Source organism: Lacticaseibacillus salsurivasis (assembly GCF_036246225.1).
Taxonomy (GTDB): Bacteria; Bacillota; Bacilli; order Lactobacillales; family Lactobacillaceae; genus Lacticaseibacillus; species Lacticaseibacillus salsurivasis.
In genome coordinates this window covers 64,429-88,906 of record NZ_BTTP01000003.1, presented here as the reverse complement: position 1 = coordinate 88,906, position 24,478 = coordinate 64,429, and the positions used below count along the sequence as shown (strand labels likewise).

General features: G+C 53.2%; 25 protein-coding genes and 1 other RNA gene. 12 read left to right on the top strand and 14 right to left on the bottom strand.

Features of this window, described 5'->3' with window-relative positions:
• Positions 1–13: 13 nt before the first annotated feature.
• Complete coding sequence (locus AAA927_RS03915) at positions 14–616, bottom strand: nitroreductase family protein (RefSeq protein WP_338215913.1); 603 nt, start codon at positions 614–616, stop codon at positions 14–16.
• Between the two features lie 98 nt (positions 617–714).
• Here AAA927_RS03915 and cls point away from each other — a divergent pair, with 98 nt between their 5' ends.
• On the top strand, positions 715–2,178 hold the full coding sequence (cls, locus tag AAA927_RS03910) for a cardiolipin synthase (protein ID WP_125579011.1): 1,464 nt from the start codon (positions 715–717) through the stop codon (positions 2,176–2,178).
• A 90-nt stretch (positions 2,179–2,268) separates the two neighbouring features.
• Here the strand turns inward: cls and AAA927_RS03905 are convergent, their stop codons facing one another.
• A complete protein-coding gene (locus AAA927_RS03905; RefSeq protein ID WP_338215911.1) occupies positions 2,269–2,592 on the bottom strand; it encodes a hypothetical protein in 324 nt (107 codons plus the stop codon).
• 237 nt (positions 2,593–2,829) lie between these two features.
• Between AAA927_RS03905 and nrdH the strand changes: the two genes are divergently transcribed.
• From nrdH to nrdF, 3 genes are all read left to right on the top strand, one after another.
• Positions 2,830–3,060: a glutaredoxin-like protein NrdH gene (nrdH, locus tag AAA927_RS03900; protein ID WP_125579013.1), complete on the top strand. Its 231-nt coding sequence runs from the start codon at positions 2,830–2,832 to the stop codon at positions 3,058–3,060.
• Between the two features lie 46 nt (positions 3,061–3,106).
• Entirely contained in the window at positions 3,107–5,278 is a 2,172-nt protein-coding gene (gene nrdE, locus AAA927_RS03895) for a class 1b ribonucleoside-diphosphate reductase subunit alpha (RefSeq protein ID WP_338215908.1), read from the top strand.
• Between the two features lie 86 nt (positions 5,279–5,364).
• Positions 5,365–6,327, top strand: a complete 963-nt coding sequence (gene nrdF, locus AAA927_RS03890; protein WP_338215905.1) for a class 1b ribonucleoside-diphosphate reductase subunit beta — start codon at positions 5,365–5,367, stop codon at positions 6,325–6,327.
• A 92-nt stretch (positions 6,328–6,419) separates the two neighbouring features.
• Here the strand turns inward: nrdF and AAA927_RS03885 are convergent, their stop codons facing one another.
• Complete coding sequence (locus AAA927_RS03885) at positions 6,420–8,321, bottom strand: M13 family metallopeptidase (protein WP_338216131.1); 1,902 nt, start codon at positions 8,319–8,321, stop codon at positions 6,420–6,422.
• Between the two features lie 173 nt (positions 8,322–8,494).
• Here AAA927_RS03885 and lplA point away from each other — a divergent pair, with 173 nt between their 5' ends.
• Positions 8,495–9,508 (top strand): lipoate--protein ligase, encoded by a 1,014-nt coding sequence (gene lplA / locus AAA927_RS03880; protein ID WP_338215903.1) that lies wholly within the window; start codon positions 8,495–8,497, stop codon positions 9,506–9,508.
• Between the two features lie 193 nt (positions 9,509–9,701).
• On the opposite strand, the gene AAA927_RS03875 is transcribed toward lplA, so the two are convergent.
• From AAA927_RS03875 to AAA927_RS03865, 3 genes are all read right to left on the bottom strand, one after another.
• Entirely contained in the window at positions 9,702–9,929 is a 228-nt protein-coding gene (locus AAA927_RS03875; RefSeq protein WP_125579017.1) for a hypothetical protein, read from the bottom strand.
• 64 nt (positions 9,930–9,993) lie between these two features.
• Positions 9,994–10,920 (bottom strand): NAD(P)-dependent oxidoreductase, encoded by a 927-nt coding sequence (locus AAA927_RS03870; protein ID WP_338215901.1) that lies wholly within the window; start codon positions 10,918–10,920, stop codon positions 9,994–9,996.
• 10 nt (positions 10,921–10,930) lie between these two features.
• Complete coding sequence (locus tag AAA927_RS03865; protein WP_338215899.1) at positions 10,931–11,713, bottom strand: tyrosine-protein phosphatase; 783 nt, start codon at positions 11,711–11,713, stop codon at positions 10,931–10,933.
• A 487-nt stretch (positions 11,714–12,200) separates the two neighbouring features.
• Between AAA927_RS03865 and AAA927_RS03860 the strand changes: the two genes are divergently transcribed.
• The 5 genes from AAA927_RS03860 to trpA are packed head-to-tail and all read left to right on the top strand — an operon-like array spanning position 12,201 to position 16,255.
• The gene (locus tag AAA927_RS03860; protein WP_338215897.1) at positions 12,201–12,659 is read left to right on the top strand and encodes a PTS sugar transporter subunit IIA; all 459 of its coding nucleotides are present in this window, start codon (positions 12,201–12,203) and stop codon (positions 12,657–12,659) included.
• Positions 12,660–12,668: 9 nt separating this feature from the next.
• Complete coding sequence (locus AAA927_RS03855; RefSeq protein ID WP_338215895.1) at positions 12,669–12,944, top strand: PTS sugar transporter subunit IIB; 276 nt, start codon at positions 12,669–12,671, stop codon at positions 12,942–12,944.
• A gap of 3 nt (positions 12,945–12,947) precedes the next feature.
• On the top strand, positions 12,948–14,231 hold the full coding sequence (ulaA, locus tag AAA927_RS03850; protein ID WP_338215893.1) for a PTS ascorbate transporter subunit IIC: 1,284 nt from the start codon (positions 12,948–12,950) through the stop codon (positions 14,229–14,231).
• A gap of 16 nt (positions 14,232–14,247) precedes the next feature.
• Positions 14,248–15,465, top strand: a complete 1,218-nt coding sequence (trpB, locus tag AAA927_RS03845) for a tryptophan synthase subunit beta (protein ID WP_338215891.1) — start codon at positions 14,248–14,250, stop codon at positions 15,463–15,465.
• Positions 15,466–15,484: 19 nt separating this feature from the next.
• Complete coding sequence (trpA, locus tag AAA927_RS03840; RefSeq protein ID WP_338215889.1) at positions 15,485–16,255, top strand: tryptophan synthase subunit alpha; 771 nt, start codon at positions 15,485–15,487, stop codon at positions 16,253–16,255.
• A gap of 101 nt (positions 16,256–16,356) precedes the next feature.
• On the opposite strand, the gene AAA927_RS03835 is transcribed toward trpA, so the two are convergent.
• The 6 genes from AAA927_RS03835 to AAA927_RS03810 form a co-directional block, all read right to left on the bottom strand.
• The gene (locus AAA927_RS03835) at positions 16,357–17,133 is read right to left on the bottom strand and encodes a hypothetical protein (protein WP_338215887.1); all 777 of its coding nucleotides are present in this window, start codon (positions 17,131–17,133) and stop codon (positions 16,357–16,359) included.
• A 3-nt stretch (positions 17,134–17,136) separates the two neighbouring features.
• Positions 17,137–17,463, bottom strand: coding sequence for a PadR family transcriptional regulator (locus tag AAA927_RS03830; RefSeq protein ID WP_338215885.1), 327 nt, complete (start codon positions 17,461–17,463; stop codon positions 17,137–17,139).
• 165 nt (positions 17,464–17,628) lie between these two features.
• Positions 17,629–18,762, bottom strand: a complete 1,134-nt coding sequence (locus tag AAA927_RS03825; RefSeq protein WP_338215883.1) for a THUMP domain-containing class I SAM-dependent RNA methyltransferase — start codon at positions 18,760–18,762, stop codon at positions 17,629–17,631.
• Between the two features lie 123 nt (positions 18,763–18,885).
• An RNA gene (gene rnpB, locus AAA927_RS03820) (RNase P RNA component class B) lies at positions 18,886–19,243 on the bottom strand.
• 12 nt (positions 19,244–19,255) lie between these two features.
• Complete coding sequence (gene gpsB, locus AAA927_RS03815; protein ID WP_125579028.1) at positions 19,256–19,651, bottom strand: cell division regulator GpsB; 396 nt, start codon at positions 19,649–19,651, stop codon at positions 19,256–19,258.
• Positions 19,652–19,703: 52 nt separating this feature from the next.
• A complete protein-coding gene (locus tag AAA927_RS03810; RefSeq protein WP_338216129.1) occupies positions 19,704–20,276 on the bottom strand; it encodes an SLOG family protein in 573 nt (190 codons plus the stop codon).
• Between the two features lie 73 nt (positions 20,277–20,349).
• Between AAA927_RS03810 and recU the strand changes: the two genes are divergently transcribed.
• Positions 20,350–20,964, top strand: coding sequence for a Holliday junction resolvase RecU (recU, locus tag AAA927_RS03805; RefSeq protein ID WP_125579029.1), 615 nt, complete (start codon positions 20,350–20,352; stop codon positions 20,962–20,964).
• Positions 20,957–23,296 (top strand): transglycosylase domain-containing protein, encoded by a 2,340-nt coding sequence (locus AAA927_RS03800; protein ID WP_338215880.1) that lies wholly within the window; start codon positions 20,957–20,959, stop codon positions 23,294–23,296. The genes recU and AAA927_RS03800 overlap by 8 nt, the downstream gene beginning before the upstream one ends.
• 73 nt (positions 23,297–23,369) lie before the next feature.
• Here the strand turns inward: AAA927_RS03800 and AAA927_RS03795 are convergent, their stop codons facing one another.
• Together AAA927_RS03795 and AAA927_RS03790 are read right to left on the bottom strand one after the other, a co-directional pair.
• A complete protein-coding gene (locus AAA927_RS03795) occupies positions 23,370–23,828 on the bottom strand; it encodes a deoxycytidylate deaminase (protein ID WP_338215878.1) in 459 nt (152 codons plus the stop codon).
• Complete coding sequence (locus AAA927_RS03790) at positions 23,825–24,478, bottom strand: endonuclease III domain-containing protein (RefSeq protein WP_338216128.1); 654 nt, start codon at positions 24,476–24,478, stop codon at positions 23,825–23,827. Before AAA927_RS03790 ends, AAA927_RS03795 begins: the two co-directional genes overlap by 4 nt.

The window sequence follows — 24,478 nt, the reverse complement described above, 5'->3', positions numbered from 1 at the left end:
AGCTTTAATGAGATTACTTCAACACTTTGAACTGATCGGCTTTGGCCATCTTTTCGATTGGTTGCGCTGGGGCTTCGATCGAGCCAAATGGCATCTGAGCGCGCAGCGTCCAGGTGGCTGGCAAGTTGAATTCATCGCGTACCAGCTCGTCGATAATCGGGTTATAATGCTGCAGGCTCGCGCCGATACCGTTGTTGGCCAAGGCCACCCAGGCGTTCAGCTGACTGGAACCTTGTGCTTGTTCTGCCCAGGTGGCAAAATTATCAGCATACAGCGGGAAATCTTGTTCCAGCTTGCGGACAATGGGTTCGTCGGTCAGATACAAGATGGTGCCGTAAGCCGCTTTGAAACTGGCAATCTTCTGCTTGGTGGCTTCATAGGCTGCTTCAGTTGGGACTTCTGACTTCAGCCGCTTGACCACAATGTCCCACAAGGCATCGTGCTTAGCGCCGAATAAGAAGACCGCCCGCGTCGTTTGCGAGTTGAAAGCGGATGGTGTGGCCTGAATCACATTTTCGACCAGGTCCACGATTTCGTCATCGCTTTGCTTGACGTTTTTGCCCAAGGCATAAATTGAGCGGCGCTGCTTCAACAGGTTAAGTAAGTCATTGTTCACAGGAAATACCTCTTTCATCTTTAGGATAATATTAGTGTATCAGCTTATCTTTTGTAAGTAAACCCACAATTGCCCATGTCACGCGCCAGGAGGCCGTTATGTCACTTGTCAGTAGCTTGATTGTTGCCATTTTAGTTCTGAACACGCTTGCCGCGATTTTCACCGTGCTGCGGGAAGTTCGAGATATTCCGACCACCTGGGCGTGGCTGATGGTGTTGATTTTCCTGCCGGTCATCGGGTTCGGCTTGTACCTGTTCGCCGGCCGCGGGCTATCCGCCAAGAAAGTGCGGGCCATTCAAACCGAGTATCACCGTGGGGTCAAAGCCTTCGTGGCGATGCAAAAGCGCGCGAACACCCATGGTCAGTTGTTGCCAGCGGCGGTGGCTTCGCCGGCTGCCAAAGAGCTCACCACGTTATTCTTGAATACGGCCAACGCCCCTGTGCTTGGCAGCAATGACGTGACGCTCTATTTCGATGGCGAGAAAAAATTTGCCGCCCTGTTTGCTGATATCGATGCGGCGACGGATCATGTGTTCATCGAATACTACACCATTTATGCCGACCAGCTTGGCACCGAGCTCCGGGACCATTTGATTGCCAAGGCCAAAGCTGGCGTTGAGGTTAAGGTGCTGTATGATGCCTGGGGCAGTATGGGTGCTGGCCCGAAGTTCTGGGCCCCCCTGCTTGAAGCTGGCGGCAAGGCGGAAGCCTACTTCAGCTCGCAGCATTTGTTCCTAGACTTTCGCTTGAACTACAGGCTGCACCGGAAAGTGGTGGTGATTGATGATGAAGTCGGCTACATCGGCGGCTTTAACGTCGGCGACCAGTACGTTTCGCGCAAGCCGAAATTTGGTTTTTGGCGCGACACGCACTTGCGGATTGTCGGTAACACGGTTTACGCCTTGAAAATGCAGTTTTTGATGGACTGGAATGCGACTGTGCCAGATGATCAAGCCGAGCCCTACGCGACCGATGCCATCACGCGAGAAAACGTGCGAGTGGCGCATGTCGGTGCCACGCCGATGCAAATTGTGGCCAGCGGGCCCGACTCCAATGCCCAACAAATCAAATATGGCTACGTCAAAATGATTGCCAGCGCCACCAAGTCCGTTTGGCTTCAAACCCCCTACCTGATTCCTGATGATACTGCGATGGATGCGTTGATCACTGCGGCGCTGGCCGGGATTGATGTGCGGGTGATGGTCCCGGATATGCCGGATCACCCCTTCATTTTCCGGGCGACGCAGTATTACGCCAATTATCTCAGCCGCTTTGGCATCAAGGTTTACCACTACCAGCATGGGTTCTTGCATGCCAAGACGCTGATTGTCGATGATGCGATTGCTAGTGTCGGCTCAGCAAACTTCGATATTCGTAGCTTCAAATTAAATTTCGAGGTCAACGCCTTCGTTTACGACGAGGCCATTGCCCACCAGCTGACTGAGGCCTTCGAGGCGGATCAAAAGGAAAGCCTCTTCCTGTCTGCCGCAGTCATTCGCAGCCAAGGCCGTTGGTTGCGGTTCAAGCAGTACGCTTCGCGGCTGCTGTCACCGATTCTGTAACTCCAGTAAAGTAAAACCGTCCTGATGCGAGGCATCAGGACGGTTTTTTTGGCTTAGGCGGCGGTTCAGCTGCCCCCTTCAGTGCCCAGTCTACCGCACCCAGGCGTCAAAGGCTTTGGGATTATCTTTGAGAATGCGAATGGCCGCGGCAATCAGTTCATTGCGCTTGCTGGCGAGCTCGTCACCGGTCAAGTGATAGCGGTCGGTGATGTAGCCAGTGGCAATGGCGAGAAAATCTTTGCGTTCGATACCCCCGTCCTTGAATAAAGCGTCCAAACCGGTGAGGTCCGGCGTGGCGGCAGCTAGGACCGCTTGGGCCACGTCCTTGGTGTGGGCGTGTTGGTTGGCGTAATCAATTAGACCATCGACCATGTCAACTTCGGCGGCATGGTCGGCTTTCTTATCAGCGTTCATGCTAAACATCTCCTTTGATCACCTTCTATTATAACGAGTTGCAGTCGTGGTGAAAAATAAAGTGTCCAAGGGCTTCTCTTATTTGGACAGGCGGGGTATAATTGTTGTTATCAGTTCGGGGGAACACCATATCTTGGGGTCTGACTTTTTGCCCACAAGATGTGGTGTTTTTATTTGACACCATATACAATATCCAGTATGATAAAGCCATCATCAAAAACAGAAAGCGTGACGAACATGAGCAATATTACGTTATTTACCAAAAACGGCTGTCCACAATGCCGCATGACAAAGAATTACCTGAAGACGCACAACATTTCTTTCGTTGAACACAACATCAACGAAGAACCTGAATACATCGGTTACCTGAAGGATCAAGGGTTCCAAGCCGTTCCGGTGCTGGAAGCAGATGGCCTGAAATCCTTTTACGGGTTCCGCCCAGAAGCATTGAAGCAACTGGCTGGCTAAGCGCCAGCTTTTTTTGACCCCTAATCCTTGTGAAAGTGGTGACAATATGGCACTCAGTGAGATCAAACCAGATGAAGTAACCTATTACGCGTTGAACAACGAAATCAACATTCCAGTGGATGGGCAGATTCCGTTGGCGAAGGACAAGGCGGCGCTGCAGGCCTTTCTGAAAGAAAATGTGATTCCGAACACGAAGACTTTTGCTTCGCTGACGGATCGCCTCGCCTACTTGGTGGAGCATGACTACTATGAAGCAGCGATGCTGGATAAGTACCAGCCGGCCTTCTTAGAACAGCTCAACGACTTTTTAACCAATGCCCATTTTGAGTTCAAGTCGTTCATGGCGGCATACAAGTTCTACGCGCAATACGCCTTGAAGACTGATGACAACGAATACTACTTGGAAGATTTCAAGGACCGTGTCTTTGCCAATGCGCTCTATTTTGCCGACGGGAATGAAGAGTTGGCGATCGCGTTAGCCGATGAAATGATTCACCAGCGCTATCAGCCGGCGACCCCTTCGTTTTTGAACGCTGGGCGCCAGCGCCGTGGTGAATTGGTGTCGTGTTTCTTGCTCCAGGTGTCCGATGATATGAATTCGATTGGCCGGGCCATCAACTCGGCTTTGGAACTGTCACGCATTGGTGGCGGCGTGGGGTTGACCTTGTCAAACTTGCGTGAAGCCGGTGCCCCGATTAAAGGCATCGATGGCGCCGCCAGTGGCGTTTTACCGGTCATGAAATTGCTGGAAGACAGTTTTTCCTATTCCAACCAGCTCGGCCAACGCCAAGGGGCCGGCGTGGTTTATTTGAACGTGTTCCATCCTGATATTATTAGCTTCCTTGGCGCGAAGAAAGAAAATGCCGACGAAAAGTACCGCCTGAAGACCCTGAGCCTCGGTGTCATCGTCCCGGATAAATATTATGAACTGGTCCGTGAAGACGCTGATATGTACCTCTTCTCCCCGCATTCCGTGGAGCGGGAATACGGACAGCCGTTCTCCTACATCGACATCACCAAGGAATACGACAACCTGGTGGCTAATCCGAAGATCAAGAAGTACAAGCTGAAGGCCCGCGACCTGGAAAACGAAATCTCCAAGCTCCAGCAAGAATCCGGCTATCCGTACATCGTTAACATCGATACCGCTAACAATGCTTCCCCGATCGCCGGCAAAATCATCATGAGTAACCTTTGCTCTGAAATCATGCAGGTGCAAACCCCAAGCGTGATCAACAATGCCCAGGGTTACGATGTGCTGGGGACAGATGTTTCCTGCAACCTAGGCTCCACCAACATTCCTAACCTGATGAAGAGTCCTGATTTTGGCAAGAGTGTGGAATCCATGGTCCGGGCCTTGACCTTCGTCACCGACACCAGCAACATCGATGTGGTGCCGTCCGTGCAGCACGGCAATGAACTGGCCCACTCCATTGGCCTGGGGGCCATGGGCTTGCATACCTATTTTGCCTTGAACCACATGGCTTACGGCGATGAAGAAGCACTGGACTTCACCAATGTCTATTTCCTGCTGCTGAATTACTACAGCCTCAAGGCCTCCAACAAGATTGCGGCTGAACGCGGCCAGGTCTTCCACAATTTTGCCGCCAGCAAGTACGCTGATGGCAGCTATTTTGACAAGTATCTGACTGAAGACTTTGCGCCAAAGACGGCTAAGGTCAAGGCGCTGTTCGCTGACATTCATGTGCCGACCGCTGAAGACTGGGCAGCCCTGAAGGCGGCGGTGATGAAGGACGGTTTGTACCACCAAAACCGGCTCGCCGTAGCGCCAAATGGCTCAATTTCTTACATCAATGACACCTCTGCTTCCCTGCAGCCAATCGTCAACCGCATCGAAGATCGGCAGGAAAAGAAGATTGGGACGATTTACTACCCAGCACCAGGGTTGTCCAACGACACCCTGCCTTACTACAAGAGTGCCTACGATATCGATATGCGCAAGGAAATTGATGTCTATGCTGCCGCGCAGGCCCACGTTGATCAGAGCATGTCGCTGACGCTGTTCATGCGCTCCACCATTCCAGCTGGCCTCTACCCATGGAAGGAAGGCCGCACTGAAAAGATGACGACCCGCGATTTGAACATCCTGCGGAACTACGCCCATCACAAAGGCATCAAGTCCATTTACTACATCCGGACCTACACCGATGATCAAGAAGAAATTGGCAGCAATGCCTGCGAATCCTGCTCGATCTAAAGCTCGCCTTTGGCACTGAGCAATGGCCAGCCTTTGAGAGCCGTGGCGCCCCACGGTTCTTACATAACCTTTAAAGGAGCGACATCATGGCGGAAGAAAAGCAATACCTCGCAATCAACTGGAACGACATTGAAGATCAAATCGATAAAGCCACTTGGGAAAAATTAACTGAGCAATTTTGGCTCGACACGCGGATTCCGGTGTCCAATGACTTGGATGACTGGCGCAAGCTGACCAAAGACGAGCAATGGGTCGTCGGCCATGTGTTTGGTGGTCTGACTTTGCTGGATACCTTGCAGAGTCAAGATGGCATGAATAGTTTGATGCAAAACATCCGCACCCAGCAAGAACGCGCGGTGCTGAATAACATTCAGTTCATGGAATCCGTGCATGCTAAATCCTATTCCACGATTTTTTCCACGCTAAATACGCCAGCTGAAATCGACGAGATTTTTGAATGGACCAATTCCAACCCGCATTTGCAATACAAAGCCAACAAAATCAACGACATCTATCACAACGGCACCCCACTGGAAAAGAAAGTGGCTTCCGTCTTCCTGGAAACCTTCCTTTTCTACTCTGGCTTCTTCACCCCGCTGTACTATCTGGGCAACAACAAGCTCACTAATGTGGCGGAAATCATCAAGCTGATCATTCGCGACGAAAGTGTGCACGGCACCTACATCGGCTACAAGTTCCAGCTTGGCTTCAATGCCCTCAGCGATGACGAACAAGCCAAAATGCGCGATTGGATGTATGACTTGCTGTATGACCTCTACGCCAACGAGGAAGGTTACACCAATGACTTGTACGCCAAAACCAGTTGGACGGAGGAAGTGTTGACCTTCCTGCGGTATAACGCCAACAAAGCGTTGATGAACTTGGGCCAGGACCCCTTATTCCCGGACACGGCCGCGGACGTGAACCCGATTGTGATGAACGGGATCTCGACTTCCACCGCCAACCATGACTTCTTCTCCCAAGTCGGTAACGGCTACCGTTTGGGTCAAGTCGAAGCGATGAACGACGATGATTACAACTTTGACTAAATGTTTGAATCGAAAAACGCAGGATCAGTTGATCCTGCGTTTTTTGATTCCGCCCCACCAAAAAAGACGAGCCGCAACTCGTCTTTCAGTGATTACCAAATGTGAACGCGCTTCTCAGGCGCAATGTACATGCCATCACCTGGCTGCACGTCAAAGGTGGCATACCAGTCATCCAAGTTCCGCGGTTGAATGTTGGCCCGCAGCTTGGCTGGCGCATGCACATCGATCGACAGCAGGAATTTCATGTATTCCGGCCGCGCCTTTTGCCGCCAGATCCGCGCCCAGTTGGTGAAGAAGGCCTTCAGATCAACGTCAGGTTGTGCCTTGGCCGTTTGCAGCGCCGCCGCCAAACCACCAGCATCGGCAATGTTTTCGGAGACAATCAGCTTGCCGTTCACTTTGCCGGCACTGGTTTCAATACCATCGAACTCGTCGATCATTTGCTGGGTCAAGGTCTTGAAGTGCGCGTAGTCAGCTTCTTGCCACCAGTTGACCATGTTGCCGAATTCATCGAATTGCGCGCCATTGTTGTCGAACCCATGGGAGATTTCGTGGGCAATGACAGCGCCAATCCCGCCGTAGTTCTCACTGGCAGATTGATCCAAGGCGTAAAATGGGGCCTGCAAAATGGCAGCTGGGAACGTGATATCGTTGCGAGAAGGATCGTAGCAAGCGTTGACTAAGTGACCAGGCATCAGCCATGTGGTGCGATCAACCGGCTTTTGCAGCTGCTCAACGTTGTAGGCATGGCGCGCTTCGGCGATGCCGGTGACGTTGGTTAACAGGTCGGCCTTTTCATCGACGGTGAAGCGGTCATAGACCTCGTTGACCTTGTCGGGGTAGCCCATCTTCAAGACCATCTTGTCGAGTTTGACAATGGCTTTGGTCTTCGTTTCCGCAGACAGCCAGCTGGAGTCGCGCAGGCGGGATTTGTAGGTCTCAATCATGTTCTCGACCAACTTGGTCACATCGGCCTTCGCGGCTTCACCAAAGTACGTGCGGCCGTAGTACAAGCCAATCGGTTCGGAGAAGAAGGAATTCGCCAAACGATAAGCGTGCTTAATCTGCTTCGGTGCTTCCGGATTGCCGGACAACGCGCGGCCAAAGGTGCCGCCGAGCTGCCGCAGGTCTTCACTCAGGTAGCCGGTGTTGGACAGTAAGTCGTTGACATAGGCCCAGTGCTTGTAGCGGTCAAAGGTTGCCGCGCCAAACAGCTGAGTGAATTCCTTTAAGAAGCGCGGATCGCCCACGATGATGGTGGCTGGCTGTTCGCCATAAGCCTCTTGCGCAAAAGCGGCGAAATCAAAGTCCCCAAACTGTGCGGCTACTTCCGCAAAGCTTTGCGGGTTATACATCTTCGGATAATCAGCCCACTCTTCACGGCTCTTGACATGCTTAGCCAGCTCGGCATCAAACGCCAAGGCATCAGCGAGATAAGTCTTTTGCTCAGAGGCGCTCAAATCGGTTTGCGCCAGGAGCTTTGAAACCATGTCGCTCCACACTTTGAGCAACTGCGCGGCTTGTTCGTTGTCAGGCGTGTAATAAGTGGTGTCTGGCAAAATCGTGGACGGCCCAGTCAGCATGATTTTGTTGACGCTGGTGTCCTTCATGTCAGGTTCAACCCCGAGGTCAAACGGCATCGGGAAGAGTGAGGCTTCCAAATCCGCGGCTTTGGCATTGAAGGCAGCCAAGTCAGAGGTGGCATTCAGCGGCGCCAACCGGTCCAGTGCCGGCTGGATGCCAGCTGCGTCGCGCGCCTTAAAATCTTTGGCTTGGTCATAAAGCTTCACCGCAGCGGCAAAGTACTGATCTGGGGCGGTTTTGTCCCCTGCCGAAACCGCGGCAAAGTCCGCCATCAGGTGGGCTTCTACCCCATCCGCCAAATCGTTAAAGCCCCCAGTGCTTGTTTTATCTGGATCAATGACGGCGGTTTTCTCCCATCCGCCATTCACGGCATCATAAAGATCGTCTTGGTATCGTGTCTCAGCCATTATCTGAACTCCCTTCGCTGATTCTCTCACCAGCATTTAATGTAAGACTAATTATAGCGCAAGCCCGCGGGCATTTCACCCATTACGCCGAAATAGTCACCAGGCCCAGACGTTATCCCTTTACCAAAAGTATGACAGCGCATACAATAGACATGATACAGAAGGAGGCCTGGAAAATGTACTATGTGATCATGAAGTCTCATGATATTCGCCGTAATCTTGCTACAGAACAATACCTGATGAATAACAAACAGTTTGATGAACCCTTGCTGCTGTTTTACTACGAAGAACCTTGTGTGATTGTGGGCCGAAACCAAAATACCCAGGAGGAACTCAACCAAGACTATGTTGATGCGCATCACATTGTGGTGACGCGGCGCTTGTCCGGCGGCGGGGCCGTCTATCAAGACTTGGGCAATCTTTGTTTCTCCTTTGTCGTAGATGCGGATTCCGAGGAATTTGGCGACTTTAAGTCATTCACGCAACCGATTGTGGATGCTTTGCATCAAATGGGCGCCACCACCGCCGAAGTGTCTGGGCGTAATGACATGCTGGTGGATGGTAAAAAATTCTCTGGCAGCGCCATGTACACGCGCGACGGTAAGACGTTCTCACATGGCACTTTGATGCTCGACGTGGATCAAAGCGTTCTGCCAGAGGTGTTGAAGGTACCGGCCGATAAACTCGCCAGCAAAGGGATTCAAAGTGTCCGCAGCCGCGTCACGAATCTGCGGCCTTACCTCGCCCCTGAGTACCAGCAGCTGACGGTACCAGAATTTCGCGACATTTTGCTCTTGCGGCTGTTCGGCGCCAACGATTTAAGTGCAATCAAAGACCGCGAGTACCAGGTCACCGCTGAGGACCAAGCCGCCATCGACCAGCTGTATGAGGAGATTTACAGCAACTGGGATTGGGTTTACGGCAAATCCCCTGCCTTCACTTTGAAAAAGCGGCAGCACTTCACCATGGGCACCATTGATGCTCGCCTCACCGTCACCGGCGGCAAAATTACCGCCATCAAGTTCTACGGTGACTTCTTTGGCGCCAAAGATGTCGCGGAGCTCCAAGCCGCGTTGACCGGCGTCCAGTATGACCATGAGCACGTGGCACAGGCCCTAGCGGCATTTGATCTCAATGCCTATTTCACGGGCATCGATGCCGAGGCATTGACCAACCTTTTGACCCGCTGAGGGCAAGCTAAAGGGGCTGTGACATCTGTCACAGCCCCTTGATTCACTCCGAATATTCCAGCAGAGTTACGTGCCAAAAGGCCGGAGCCGAGCAGCTAGCTACGCCATCCACCGAGTCCATAGCCCGGACTTGGTGGATGGCAAGGCTACCTGTCGGCTCCAAAACCGCCTTTTGTCACAGCCCGTTCTTTGGTTATGCCCAAGCAATCTTGGCAATCGCGTATTCTTGAAGGCGCTTGGCCCCCTTGGGTGTTTCCACGATGACGGTGCTCCGCTCCTGATACGGTTTAACCGTCCCCGGGTGAATCGCCGACACCGTGCCTTTTAACGTCCGTTTATCCATGGTGTGAATTTTCACCGGGCGTTTGGTTAACAGTGCATCCTCCAGTAAGCCAATAATCTCAGTGGTGCGTTGCGCCATGAGCAAAACCTCCTTTTGGTTGTAACCGATTACATGGCTAGTATAACCGTATTTTAATCAAAAATCAGTAGCCGGCGGTTAAGTCCACCTGATTCTTAATAATTTCGCCACTGGCGGCAAAGGCGCTGAGGTTCGGCAGGAAAATATCAGCCACGGCAGCCCGCAAATGCGGTACGGTGCCGGAAATATGCGGCGTAATCAGCACCTGTTGCTCCTGCCACAGTGGCGAATCCGCTGGTAGCGGTTCGGTTTCGAAGACATCCAGCGCTGCGCCGCGGAGCTGGCCGGCATGAAGCGCAGCGAGCATGGCGGCGGTATCCACCGATTCGCCCCGGCCAACGTTGACCAACAGCGGAGCGGCTTCAAGCTGGGTGAAAAACGCGGCGTTGAAGAAATGGGTGGTGCTGGCCGTTAGCGGCATCACATTGACCAGCACCTGCGCATCCTGGGCCCAAGTGGTTGCCATTTGATCAGTGGCCACCTCAATGAAGCCAAGCACTGGCGCGCCATGGCGGCTGATGCCGTACACTTGCATACCTTGGGCAGTCAGCTGTTTAGCAATCGCCTGGCCGATGTGACCGGTGCCAAAAATCACGGCTTTGCTGCCCTCGAGAGACCAGAGCTGGCCGCGGCGCTGCTCGTTATCCCAAGTGTGCGCCGCTGGGAACAAGCCCCGGGCAAAAGCCAAAATCATTGCCAAAGTTGAGCTAGCAATGGGTCCAGCGTGAATGCCGCTGGTGTTCGCCACCACCACGCCTTGCGCCTTGAGCTGCGCCAACGGTAAATAGTCGACGCCAGCAGACACGGTTTGCACAAATTTCAGCCGATTGGGACCATCTAAAATCGTCTGGGCGATATGGTTCCAGCCTAAAATGACGTCAATTTGACTCGCTTGGTCTGGCGTGTAGTCCGCCTGACTAATCAACGTAACATTGGCTGGCAGCTGGGCCTTCGCCGCGGCGGGTAAAGCAAATAAAGATAATACCTTCATAAATGACCTCCTAGCCTGCAAATTTAGACAGCAGCTGATGTAATTCTGATTCGCCTAAGCCCAGTGTCTCGCGGATGAAACCGCGACTGCCGGCAAACCGGGTATCGAGGAGCGTGAAGACTGCCGCTAGATAACGCTGATCGGCGCGGCCGAGCGCGGCGAGTTCCTTTTGCATGCTTGCGGTGCCGCCGGCTGCACTTAAGGCTTGGCGCAACGCAACTGCGTGGGCAGCATCAGCGGTGTTCGTGAGCAGATAATCCTGATAGATGAATTTCCGGTCAACGCCCAGTGCATCTAGCAGCAAGGCACAAGCCACGCCAGTGCGGTCCTTGCCGGCGCTGCAATGAAGGAGCACGGCACCAGGCGCTGCGCTGACCGCATGCAACATTTTTGCCAGGCTACCCTGCTCCTCAGGTTCAAGGAGCATGTTTTGGTAGCCGGCAATCATCCAGTCAACGGCGCCTTGGTGATGCCGCAAAAAAGCAAACAATGCTGGGAGCGTTTGGTACGCTGCGGTCACCGCGTCTGAGGCAAGTGGCGCCGCGATGGTCTGGACCCCAGACGACTGAACGTCTGGACTGGCCGCCTGCTCGCTGGGCAGGCGTAAATCGATGACAGTGGTGACATTGAGCCCCTGCAGCGCCGCCACATCCGCTGGTGTCGCGTGCGCCAGCCGCCCGCTGCGGATCAGCAGCTCTCCTTTTAGGGGCTGCCCATCACGGGTGATCAGGGCTTGATAGGTGCGAGCATTGCTCACGCCTGCAAAGGGTAACGTTAAGCTAACGTTGGTCATTGACTCGCCTCCTCCTTTTATTTTAGCACACTGTTTTTTAAGGCCTTTGTCGCCAAATTCAAATTTTTTAATCAAAAAATGTTGACAGACGGTTTTCACCAGACTAAACTCAGTGTCAATCAAATCAATCTGTTTTCACAAACCGATGAGGTGGAGATCAAACCAGTTGTGCACGCACAGAGAGCCACGTTGCTGAGAAGTGGCCGAACGCAAGCTGGCAAATGGACCACCGAGGGCCTTGCCGAAAGATTTCAAGTACGCAAGGACGTCAGGCATACGTCAGTTGCCGGGAGAGTGTTGGCTCTTCGCTAAGCGTGATTCGAACGGAATCGCCCTGCGCAAAGAGCCCGCTGCATTCGTTGCAGCGGGCTTTGTGTTTGGGGCTACCGATGCGAATCAAATCAAGGTGGCACCGCGGAAAATCCGTCCTTGATCGTCGTCATATTTGACGGCGATCGAGGGCGGATTTTTTTGCTAGGAGGAAATTATGCTGAATCAATTCACAAAGTCAAACGCGATTGAAGTGCTCGCCCCACTCACCACACCCATGCAAGCGATTGAAGAAGCTGGCAAGTTGTTGGTCGCTGGCGGCTTTGCCACCCCAGCCTATACTCAGGCGATGCTGACCAGTTTTCAGACCAACGGCGCGTACTTTGTCATTGCCCCAGGCATCGCCATGCCCCATGCGCGGCCAGAAAATGGGGTCTTGGCCAACGGTATCAGCATCCTCACCCTCCAAACCCCGCTTGATTTCGGGAATGCTGCCAACGGCCCTGCCGATTTGATCATTGGCTTAGCCGCGACTGGCGCTGCCAGCCATCTCCAGCTGATTCAAGCCATTGCCAAGACCTTCAGTGACCGATGGCGTTACCGCCAACTGATGTCATGCACCACCTCAAAGCAAGTCTTGTCACTACTTGAAACGGATGCACCAGATGAAAGGTAGGTTTTCTCAATGCGCGTGTTAACAGTATGTGGGGCCGGGGTCGGTACCAGCCTGATGGAAAAAATGTTCGCCGAAGACATTCTAAGTGGCGCCGGGGTCGACGCTCAGGTCGATAATGCCGATATCAGCAGTGCCACGCCTAATGATTACGACGTGGTCATTACCACTTCAATGTTTGCCGAAATGTTGCCAGCAACTAGTGCCCAAGTCATTATCCATGACAACATCATGGATCAAACAAGCCTTAAGCAAAAGTTGCTCGCGGCGCTGGCGCAGGAGGATTAGGCCATGTCAATTCTCCTTTACTTCATCAACAACGTCCTGAGCCAGCCGATTTTCATTTTAGGGCTGGTGGTGGTCATCGGCATGTTGGCGGAACATAAGCCTGGTAGCAAAATCCTGCCCAGTGCCTTGAAAGCCGTGATTGGCTTCACCATGATCAACGTGGGCGGCCAAACCTTGGGCACGGCACTTTTGCCTTTGCAGCAGCTGATTGCGCATATTTTTGCCATGAAAGCCCCGGCCAGCGCCGATATCGGCGCGACTCAAGCGGCTAGCTTAACGGATGTGGGTTTTGACATGGCGATTATCTTCGCCTGTGGGTTCGTGATCAACTTGCTGCTGGCGCGCTTCACCCGGTTCAAATTTGTGCATCTTTCGCCGCATGTGTCGTTTTTCTTTGCCGGCTTGATTGCCGCCCTCTTGAAATTCGGGACTGACCTGAACACGCCTGTGCGGCTGGTGATTGGATCCATTCTCTTAGGCGTCTACATGACCTTCACCTGCGCTTATGTCAATGTGCTGATCAAACCTGTGCGCGGCGCCGATGGCTTCACGCTGGCGCATTCCAGTTCATCAGGTCTCTTGGTCGCCTCGATTCTTGGCGAACTGTTCGGGGATAAAAAGCACGACCTTGAAGACACCAAGCTGCCAGTAAAGCTCAACTTTCTGCGGGATATGACCGTGGCGCTCACGCTAGTCATGATGCTGTTGTTCTTCGCCTTAGGCTTGATTGCCGGGCCCCACTTCACCATGACGCAAGTGGCCGGGGGTAAGGACTTCGTGGTGTTCGCCATTACCAAAGGCATTGAATTCGGGATGTGGATTACCGTCATCCTGGCTGGTGTGCGGATGATGTTGGCAGAAATCATTCCAGCTTTTCACGGCATCGCGCACAAGCTCATCCCCAATGCTAAGCCCGGCTTGGATATTCCGCTCTTGTTTCCGCAGTATCCCACCAGTGTCATTGTCGGTTTTCTGATGAGTTTAACCACTGGCATCATCGGCATGCTGATTTTAGCTGCCGCCCATTATCCGATCATCGTTTTCCCAGCCTTAATTCCGACCTTCTTCACTGGCGCGGCCACGGCGATTTTCGGTGATGCCCACGGCGGCCGCCGCGGGGCGTTGCTCGGGGCTGGCGCCAATGGGTTCCTGCTGATTTTTGGCCAGGCCCTGTTGCTGCCAATGGTGGGGACCTTCGCCCCAATCATGCGGATCTTAAGCGAAACCGACTATTGCGTCTACGGCCCGCTACTGGGCTTCGTGTTGAAATTAGTTCATCTTGGTTAATCAAAGGAGTTTTATCATGACAAACAATTACGATCCTGAAACTGCAATGCAAGCTGGCCGTTATCTTGATTACGGCGGCCAATATCTCCCTGAAGTCTTGATGCCAGAAATCAACCGCGTCGCGGCGGCCTACGCTATGTACAAAGACGACCCTGACTTCTTGAATGAGTTTCACACCTTGCTGCGGGAATACGCCGGCCGACCTTCCCTGCTGTATTACGCCAAGAATATGACGGCAGATCTCGGTGGTGCCCAAATCTACCTCAAGCGGGAAGACCTCAACCATACCGGCGCGCATAAAATCAATAATGTCATCGGCCAGGCCTTGCTCGCCAAGCGCATGGGCAAAACCCGCCTGATTGCTGAAACCGGCGCTGGTCAGCATGGCGTCGCCACTGCCACCATTGCTGCCTTGTTCGGCATGGAATGTGAAATCTTCATGGGCAAAATGGATACCGACCGCCAGCGCCTCAATGTCTACCGCATGGAACTACTTGGCGCCAAAGTGAACGCGGTGACCAGCGGCTCGATGGTGCTTAAGGACGCTGTGAATGCGGCGCTTCAAAACTACGCGGCCCGCAGTGACGATACGTTTTATGTGATGGGCTCTGCAGTCGGCCCGCACCCCTTCCCAGCGATGGTGCATGATTTTCAAAGTGTGATCAGTAAAGAATCCAAGGCTCAGTTGCAGGACGCGATTGGCCAGTTACCAGATTACGTCGTGGCCTGTGTCGGCGGTGGTAGCAATGCGATTGGCAGTTTTGCCGAATACATCAAAGACCCCAGTGTGCATCTGATTGGCTGTGAAGCCGCCGGCAAAGGCATCACCACCAAGCAAACGGCTGCCACCATGGCGCTTGGCTCAACCGGGATTTTCCATGGCATGAAGTCCCGTTTCTTGCAAAACCATGACGGTCAAATCGATTCTGTTTATTCTATTTCCGCCGGGCTCGACTACCCTGGCGTTGGGCCAGAGCATGTCGCCTTGATGGATGAAGGCCGAGCCCAGTACGTGCCGATTACCGATGACGAGGCGGTTGATGCCTTCGAATATATCGCTAAGCAAGAAGGCATCATTGCCGCAATTGAAAGTTGCCATGCCGTCGCCGAAGTGCAAAAGCTCGCCCCAACCTTGAGCAAGGACCAGGTCATCGTTTGCACCCTCTCTGGGCGCGGGGACAAAGACGTGGCTTCGATTGCCAAATATCGCGGCATTGAACTGAATGAAGACTAGTTGAGGAAGGAAAATCATCATGAGTAAATTAACAGACGCATTCAATAACGGTAAGGCGTTCATTCCCTTCATCGTGGCCGGCGATCCTGATGAAGCCAGCACCTTAAATAATATCCTCGCGATGGCGAAAGCTGGCGCGGATATCATCGAGCTGGGCATTCCCTTCTCCGATCCCGTCGCTGATGGGCCAGTGATTCAAGCCGGTGACTTGCGCGCCTTCAAAGGCGGCATCACCGTCGACAAGATTTTTGGCATTGTGAAGGCCGCTCGGGAGCAAATTCAAACCCCAATCGTCTTTTTGACCTACGCAAACGTGCCATTCAAGTATGGTTATGACCGCTTTTGCGCCCAGTGTCAGGCCTTGGGCGTCAACGGTTTGGTGATTCCCGACTTGCCCTTTGAGGAGCAAGGTGAAATTCGGCCCTTCACGCAAAAATACGGCTTGGATTTGATTATGCTGATTACGCTGAATTCCGGTGACCGCGTACCGGCCCTGGCCAAAGCCGCTGAAGGATTCATCTATGTCGTCAGCACCCAAGGCATCACGGGTGAGCGTGATGAATTCGATCACCGCCTCGCCGCCCTTTTCGCCGAGATCAAGCAGTATACAGAGGTGCCGGCGGCGTTGGGCTTTGGCATTCATACCCCCGCGCAGGCCAAGGCGCTTTCGCAGTTCGCCGATGGAATTATCGTTGGCTCGGCGATTGTGGAGCTGGCGGCGCAGCACGGCACCGAGGCGGCCGCCGCGATTGGGCAGTATACGGCGGAGATGAAAGCGGCGCTGGCGTAATCCGCCTAGCCAAATCATCAAGCACACCAAAACAACCACGCCAGCTGACGTGGTTGTTTTGGTGTTATGAACGACATAGCGTCTTTGCGTGAATCGTGGCCTTATTTGGTTTCGGGTGCTTGCCATTTATTGGGTAACAAGGTTTCTCCAATCCGAATGAGCAGAATATTACCGACAAATAGGCCAGGAATTAAGAGTTGGCCCGAAAGACCTGGCAATTTATCGAGCATATCAATTGCTGGAACGGCGAACAGCGTTGCAAAAATCGCAAGCATGCCCGCGATGAACCATGAGTGCATGCCCATCCACATGCCAAGGCCTAGCAGAAGGACCATCAGGCCCAAACCGACAACGATAATTAACGGCTTGGGCACCCATACCCGGCCAAACTTAGGCATCATGTCGCTGAGCGGTTGGAGAACTAACTGGACGACAACGATAAGCACGATGCTGGCATCGCGAACCTTTCTGCGATGAAATACACCGCGGCGAAACATTTCCATGGCCGCCAAAACAAGGATTGGCAGTGCTGCTGCAAGCACTGCCGCTGAGCCCAAGGGCACAAGACGTCCATGCAGGGAAATATGGCGCCAGGTGATGAAGAAAAACGAAAGGAGCCATGCTACCGTCGCGTATAAGACCCAGGATTTGCGCTTCCAGTGTGGTAGGTTTTTGACGAGTTGATCACCAATGGTTTTGGGATCCTGGCCAAAGTAATCGACCGCATCAATACCATCAGCTTGTGCTTGCATTAAATCCGCGTGAATTTCGGCAAGCATATCGACAGCAGCAGTCGTATCGACGCCAATGGCCTCAGTTACATAGGTCTTAAGCCGGTCAAAATACTCTTGATTACGCGGTAATAGCGTTGTACCCATACTTTACTTACCTCCGAGTTGATTCATGGCAGCTTCCAGTTGTGACCAGTCTGCCTTAAAGTCAGCCAATGCCGCCTGCCCTGACGGCAATAGATGGTAATACTTGCGCGGTGGACCACCGTTGGGGGAATCGCGCCTTTCACCCTGAATTTGGCCACTTCGTTCTAATTTCAGTAGCAACGGGTAAATTGTCCCGTCTGCAATTTCACCAAAACCGGCGGTCACGAGCGCCTGATGAATCTCATAAGGGTAGGACTCCTGGCTGGCAAGGATTTGCAGCAGCGCCCCTTCCAATGACCCCTTCAACAGTTGAGACGGCAGTTTGCGCATATCGCCCCTCCTAACTATCTTGCTTTGCAAGTATACTCGTGGCTCAACTATCTTGTCAAGCAAGGAAGTATATATTTGATGATGAATAGTGGTTCTTCAAGAATGAAACAAAGCACCGGTTGCTTACCATACAGACATGGTAAGCAACCGGTGCTCAATGAGCCTCTATTGACGTGGTGCCCGTTTCGCCCAGTACTGGAAGTAATCGGTGCGAATCGTCCCGTTATACAACTTCCTGCGCTTCGTGGCTTTGGCGGCATACGCTTTTTCAAATTCCAAATCGGCGGTCAAAATATACTTGCTCCAGCCGGTCAGCGGCCGGTAGACCTCGCCCATTTCCTTGTACAGCTGGCGCGCTGCATCCAGTTCCCCAAGACGTTTCCCGTAAGGTGGGTTAGAAACAATCACGCCGCGCGGGGCGGTCAGTTGATTATCTTTGACTGCGACCTGCTTGAAGCGAATGGTCTGGCTCAGGCCAGCTTGCTTGGCGTTTTCCTTAGCGATTTCAATCATTTGCGGATTCAGGTCAAAGCCTTGAATATCGAGTTCTCGATCAAAGTCAGCTTGATCCATCGCTTCATCCTTTACCTGTTGCAGAATTTCAGGGTCCATAAAGGCGAAATCTTCAAAGGCAAAATGGCGCTGCATCCCAGGGGCCAAATTAAGCCCAATCATCGCCGCTTCAATCGGAATGGTGCCAGAGCCAGTGGTTGGATCAACAAACGGCATATCCGGATGCCAGTTCGTCAGCATGACCAGCGCTGCGGCAAAGTTTTCCTTCAGCGGGGCTTCCCCTTTGGCAATCCGGTAACCGCGCTTGAAGAGACTAGGACCCGTGGTGTCGATGGTCAAAGTGGCCACATCCCGCAAAATAGAGACTTCCAGCGGATAGGTCTTGCCGGTTTCCGCCAACCGGCCGCGGCGGTGGTAAACGGTTGCTAACTTATCGACGATGGCTTTCTTCGTTATCGCTTGCACGTCAGGTTCCGAGTGCAGTTTGGAGCGCACGCTACGCCCGGCCACCGGGAATTCAGCATCCAGCGGCAGGTAATGATCCCAAGGCAAGGCCTTTACCCCTTCGAACAACTCATCAAAGGTGGTGGCGGTGAATTGACCGACAATGATCTTCACCCGGTCGGCAGTGCGCAGCCAGACATTGGCTTTGGCGATGGCAGTTTCGTCGCCTTCAAAATAGACTTTGCCGTTATCGGTGCGTTCCTCATAGCCCAGTGCCTGCACTTCGCGCGCGGTCAAGGCTTCTAGGCCTGACGCCATCGTGGCAAGTAATTTGTATTGCATATTGGCCTCCATGTGTTCCGTGTTTTCTTCATCTTAACCCAGCGGCCTGAACCTGTCATGACCGCTGGTGAATTTTCGCAAAAAAACAGCCCGGGTCCCCCCGAGCCGTGCCTGTTTGCAGCCCTCTATAAGCCATGTTTTGTTCCAGCTGGATGTCAGGCCATCCAGCCTTCAGTAATCATCTATCTCAGCTTACGCTGTTAGGGCCATCGGTTCAGTTCCCTAGGCCTTGCGCCCCTACCAAAGTTTGGGTTACTCGCTCGCGGGGTTTACCCGTTCCAATCCCTTGATTTCTCAAGGGCCTCGTCTCTGTGGCACTTTCAGACTGACTCACGCGTGACCGAAGTTTTAGCGCTTTTAGTCGCCGTTACCCGAAGGTACTCAGGCTTATTGGGCCTGACACGAACACTACAAGCATCACAGCTTGTGCGGGCATGGACTTTCCTCACCTGACAATTGCCAGGCGCGATTACTCAAGGACTGCAAATTGGGTTTAATATTGATCGATGCCAGAAGAGTGCGACTCGCCTTGTGGTTGCGACTGCTCAGAGAGCTTGCTACCAAAGACGTGACGCTCCAAGTTCGACAGCCGCTTAAGGATGTCGTAGTTGGTGGCACTGGCACTTGGTTGTTGTGGCGTGCTGCCAGCGATGCTCTTAGAAACTGACAGCTGCTTGGTGAGTTCATCCACGCGGCTGCGCAGCCGCGCATTATCCTCATTCAACCGGTCCAGTTCAGCATTGTAGCTCTCATAATCCTTGATCACTTGATCGAGGAATTCATCGACCTCGTCGGGATCATAGCCACGCATGGCTTTCTTGAAACTCTTATCCAAAATGGCCTTGGGGTCAAGTTGAATGTTGAATGTTGCATCGTTATTGTTATCCATTCCAGCACACCTCATTTACCAGCTAAACACGCTTCGTTCAGTATAGCATAGCCTAATCGCTTTGAAAATGCTCATTTGCCTGGTTTTCGGCGTAGTCCCGAGCTGATTCTTCCAAATCTGGCATGGTGATCAAGGTCAACGGATACTCGCGGCGGGCTTGCTCAGCCAGCGCGGCTTGATAGGCAAACTTGGGCTTGCCTTCAAAATCCAAATCATACAGCATCAAGGCGCCGTCGGTATGCTGCGCCATGAAACGGGTGTAGCCAGACAGTTGGGCCGGCGATTCATACGGACCGCTGGAAGTCGCCTGGGAAAAGTCGACTTGCGCCGTCAGCGTTTGCAGCTTCGTCTGGTTGGCTTCGTTCCACTGATGGCCAAAATCACCGAACGGCAGCATCATCGCCACTTGCAGCTGCGGATAAGCCGCTTTCAGCTCCAGCGCCGCGGCGGCGCCCCACTGCTCCACGCCAAGCTCGCCGCCGGTGATGACCCATTCCAGCCCGTCTTCAATCAGCGGGCGCAGCGCATTTTTTAACGTATACTTAATTACTGTGATTTTGGGATCTTGATCACCGTAAGCGTTCACTTCCCAGGCCCGATAGCCGGTCAGCCAAAGTCTTGCCAGCATTTTCTTCCTTCTTTCTAAAATTAGGCGCATGCTGTTCAAATTGTTATAATAGCCACAGGAGCGTGAGTCTATGCCAATTCATTACCCCAATGGTAAGCCATACCAAGCCAAGGCGCAATCTAGCCGCGAACCCGTCAACTACGGTGGCCGCGGCATGACCTTGGAAGATGAGCTCAATCAAAGCAATCAATACTATCGCCAAACCCAGCAGGCCGTGGTGTACAAAAAGCCTACCCCGCTGCAAATCGTCAAGGTCGACTACCCGGCGCGCAGCCAAGCGGTGATTCGGGAAGCCTATTTCAAAACCCCTTCGACGACGGATTATAACGGGGTTTATCGCGGGTATTACTTGGACTTTGATGCCAAGGAGACCAAAAACAAGCGTAGTTTTCCGTTGAAGAACTTCCACGCCCATCAAATTGCGCATTTAACCGCGTGCCTAGCGCAAGGCGGCATCTGTTTCGCCTTGATTCGCTTTGTCAGCCTTGAGCGCCTGTTCATCTACCCCGCTAGCGACTTGAAACGCTGCTGGGACGAAGCGCAAAATGCTGGGCGCAAATCGATTCCGTTAAGTGAAATTGAAGCCCATGGGATTGAGCTGCATCCGAAATTGCAGCCGCTGATTCCCTATTTAGAAGGCGTCGATCAATTAATCCAGATGAAGAGAGGAAATCACCATGCCTAATACGCCATCCCGAATGGCCCGGCGGCGGGCCCCAAAGCCGAAAACAAAGAAGAAGCGCCGCTGGTGGCTGACGACCATCAAGGCCATTTTAATTGCGGTGCTGGTTGTGCTGATTGGCGGTGGCTCGCTGTTCGCTTACTATGCCAGCTCTGCGCCAAAAGTCACTGAAACCGAGCTGAAAGCCGGCGGCGGCAGTACCGTCTATGACGCCAGCGGCAATCAGTTCATGAGTCTCGGGGTTGAAAACCGGAGCTACGTTTCTGCTAGTCAAATTCCGCAACAGCTTAAAGATGCCGTGGTCTCAATCGAAGACCGGCGCTTTTATCAGGAACGTTGGGGCATTGATCCCATCCGCATTGTCGGCGCCTTTACCCGCAACGTCATCGGTAAGATCACTGGTAATTCTAATGGGATACAAGGCGGCTCCACCCTCACCCAGCAGCTGATTAAGCTGTCAGTGTTCTCCACCAAGGCCTCAGATCAAACCCTAAAGCGCAAGGCGCAAGAAGCCTGGCTGGCGGTCAAACTGGAGCAAAAATTCAGTAAAGAACAGATCTTGGAATTCTACATCAACAAAGTCTACATGGATAATGCGCAAGTGGGCATGGGCACTGCCGCCAAGTATTACTACGGCAAGAGCCTGAGTAAGCTTGATTTGGCTCAAACGGCGCTGATCGCCGGTTTGCCGCAATCGCCAGTGGGCTACAATCCATATAACCACCCAGAAGCCGCGTTGAATCGGCGCAACGAAGTCCTGAAAGCCATGGTGGCGAACAAGAAGATCAGCCAGGCGCAAGCCACGGCGGCAGAAAAAGAACCCATCACCCAAGGCCTCGTCACCCAAAAGGCCCAAACCACGGATTCAGCCGTGGATAAGGAAACCGATTCCTATTTGACCTCAGTGATTAAAGAAGTCAAAAAGAAGATGAACGCCAATCCTTACAGCCAAAACCTCAAGATCTACACCAACATTGACATGAAGGCGCAAAAGAAACTCTACCAGATTGTCAATTCTGATGAATATATCAACTTCCCGAATGATCAGCTGCAAACTGCCATCACCATTACTAATCCGAACACTGGGCGCGTGGTGGCCCAAGTCGGCGGCCGCAAGACTGGTGACGTACGCCTGGCCTATAACCGCGCCACGGAAAACCAGCGTAGTAACGGCTCCACGATGAAGCCGATGCTGGATTATGCCCCGGCCATTGAGTACCTGAACTGGTCAACCTACCAGCAAATGGTCGATCAGCCGACGGTCTACCCTGGCACCACGACTCAGGTTTACAACATCGACAAAAAATACCTCGGCCGGATTTCAATCCGCAAAGCCTTAACCGATTCGCGGAACACCGTGGCGGTCCAAACCCTCGAGAAGGTTGGCCTCAGTCGCGGCTTGAACTTCCTGCAGGGGCTCGGCATTGACCTCAGCAAGGTGGATGGCAATCACTGGTCCAGTGCGATTGGCGCGCCGGTCACCACCGAACAAGAAGCTGCCGCGTATGGGGCCTTTGCCAATGGCGGTACCTACTACAAGCCGACTTATGTGCGGAAAGTCGTCGATTCTGACGGCCACACCACTAACTTCGATGAAAGTGGCACTCGCGCCATGAAGGCCAGCACCGCCTACATGATCACGGATATGCTGAAAGGCGTTTTGACCGATGGCACCGGCGTTTATGCCAGAGTGTCAGGTATCAACGAAGCCGGGAAAACCGGGACCACGGATTATGCCGATACTGATATTCAGCACAATTCTGCCCTCTCTGGTTTAGCCAAGGATATCTGGTTTACCGGGTACACGAAAGAACGGGTCATCTCTGTTTGGACCGGGTACGATAAACCGCTGACGAATGGCTTGGGCTCTGGCTCGAACCTGATCGCCCAAAAGATTTACAAGGCGATGATGGGCTACCTTGCCAATGAAGAAAACGTGGGCCAAAAGGATTGGAAGAAACCTTCAACCGTCTTAGCGGAACACATTCTGTCTGGCAGTAACCCCGGCACGGCGGTCACCGGCAATACCGCCGGCACCACCCGCGAATTGTACGTCAAAGGTTACGGCCCGACGACCAAGCAAGCCGTGGCGGACAGCTCGTCGAGTTCCTCCTCGAGTTCAAGTTCCAGTTCCAGCAGCTCGAGTAGCTCCAGCAGCAGTTCGAGTGTGACTGAATCGTCTTCTAGTCCCACTACTACTGGGCCATCGACCCCATCTGATGCAGGCGGCTCGACCACCTCAAGTTCGTCCTCTAACACCGGTACGGGTGGTGCCGGAGCTGGTGGAGGTAATGGCGGTCAAGGCGGTCAGGGTGAAACGACCACGAAGCAGTAAAGTTTAGCCATAACGAAAGCCCCAAGATTCGTATTCCGAATCTTGGGGCTTTTCATCTGGTCACAGTTTTGCCTTAAAGCGAAACCTGCTGCACCGCCACATGATGGGCCTTCAGCAGCTCAATCGCATACGGATCATTGTTGTAATCAGCACCAAAGTAAACCTGTTTGATCCCCGCTTGAATCAACGCCTTGGTGCAGTTCAGGCACGGGAAGAAGGTCACATACACAGCCGCACCGTGAGTCGACACGCCGTTTTCCGCGCATTGCAAAATCGCATTCATTTCGGCGTGCAAGGTGCGAATGCAGTGACCGTCGCGCATGAGATGGCCGGCGTCATCACAGTGTGGGTCGCCGGCAATACTGCCATTGTAGCCAGTGGCGATAATGCGGTGGTCCAGCACCAGCAGCGCCCCTACCGTCGCCCGTTCACAAGTGGAGCGAGCCGCTACGGTGGTCGCTAAAGTCATGAAGTAACGATCCCAAGATTCACGCGTTTGGTGACGCGTTGAAGGCATGATTTGATCGGTCATTTGACTTCCTCCTTCTGCAAAGGCTGATAATACGGCGCAAAGGCCTGCCAGTCTGGGGTATTAGGCAAGTGCGGTTGACGGGCCGTCAACCACTCACGGCCCAGCCTGATCAAAGCGCGATGCAAATTGATCCAAGTGCTGGGCGGCATCAACCCCTCAAGCCGAGTTTGAATTTGCGCTGGGGTCGCACTGGCTGGCGCCAGCCCAAAACCCTTGATGATGCGGCTGACATGGGTATCCACCGCGACGCCGGGGACGTTGAAGGCATCGGTGAGCACTACGGTGGCAGTCTTTTGCCCCACGCCAGGCAAACTGGTCAAGGCTTTGCGGTCGGCTGGCACTTGCCCGTCATAGGTATCGACTAGCCGTTGGGATAAGGCTTTGAGGTACTTGGCTTTGTTGTGATACAACCCGAGCCGGTCGATTTTAGCTTCGATTGCCGCTATCGGCGCCGCCGCCATGGCCGCCGGCGTTGGATAGGCCTGAAATAAGGCTGGCGTACAGGCGTTCACCGCGACATCGGTCGTTTGTGCTGATAGCATCACCGCCACCAGAATTTGAAAGGGATTAGCGGCGTTCAGCGTCGGCTGCGCGTCGGGGTAAGTTTCAATCACCAAATTCAGCAGTGCCACGCTTTGCGCTTTGGTCAT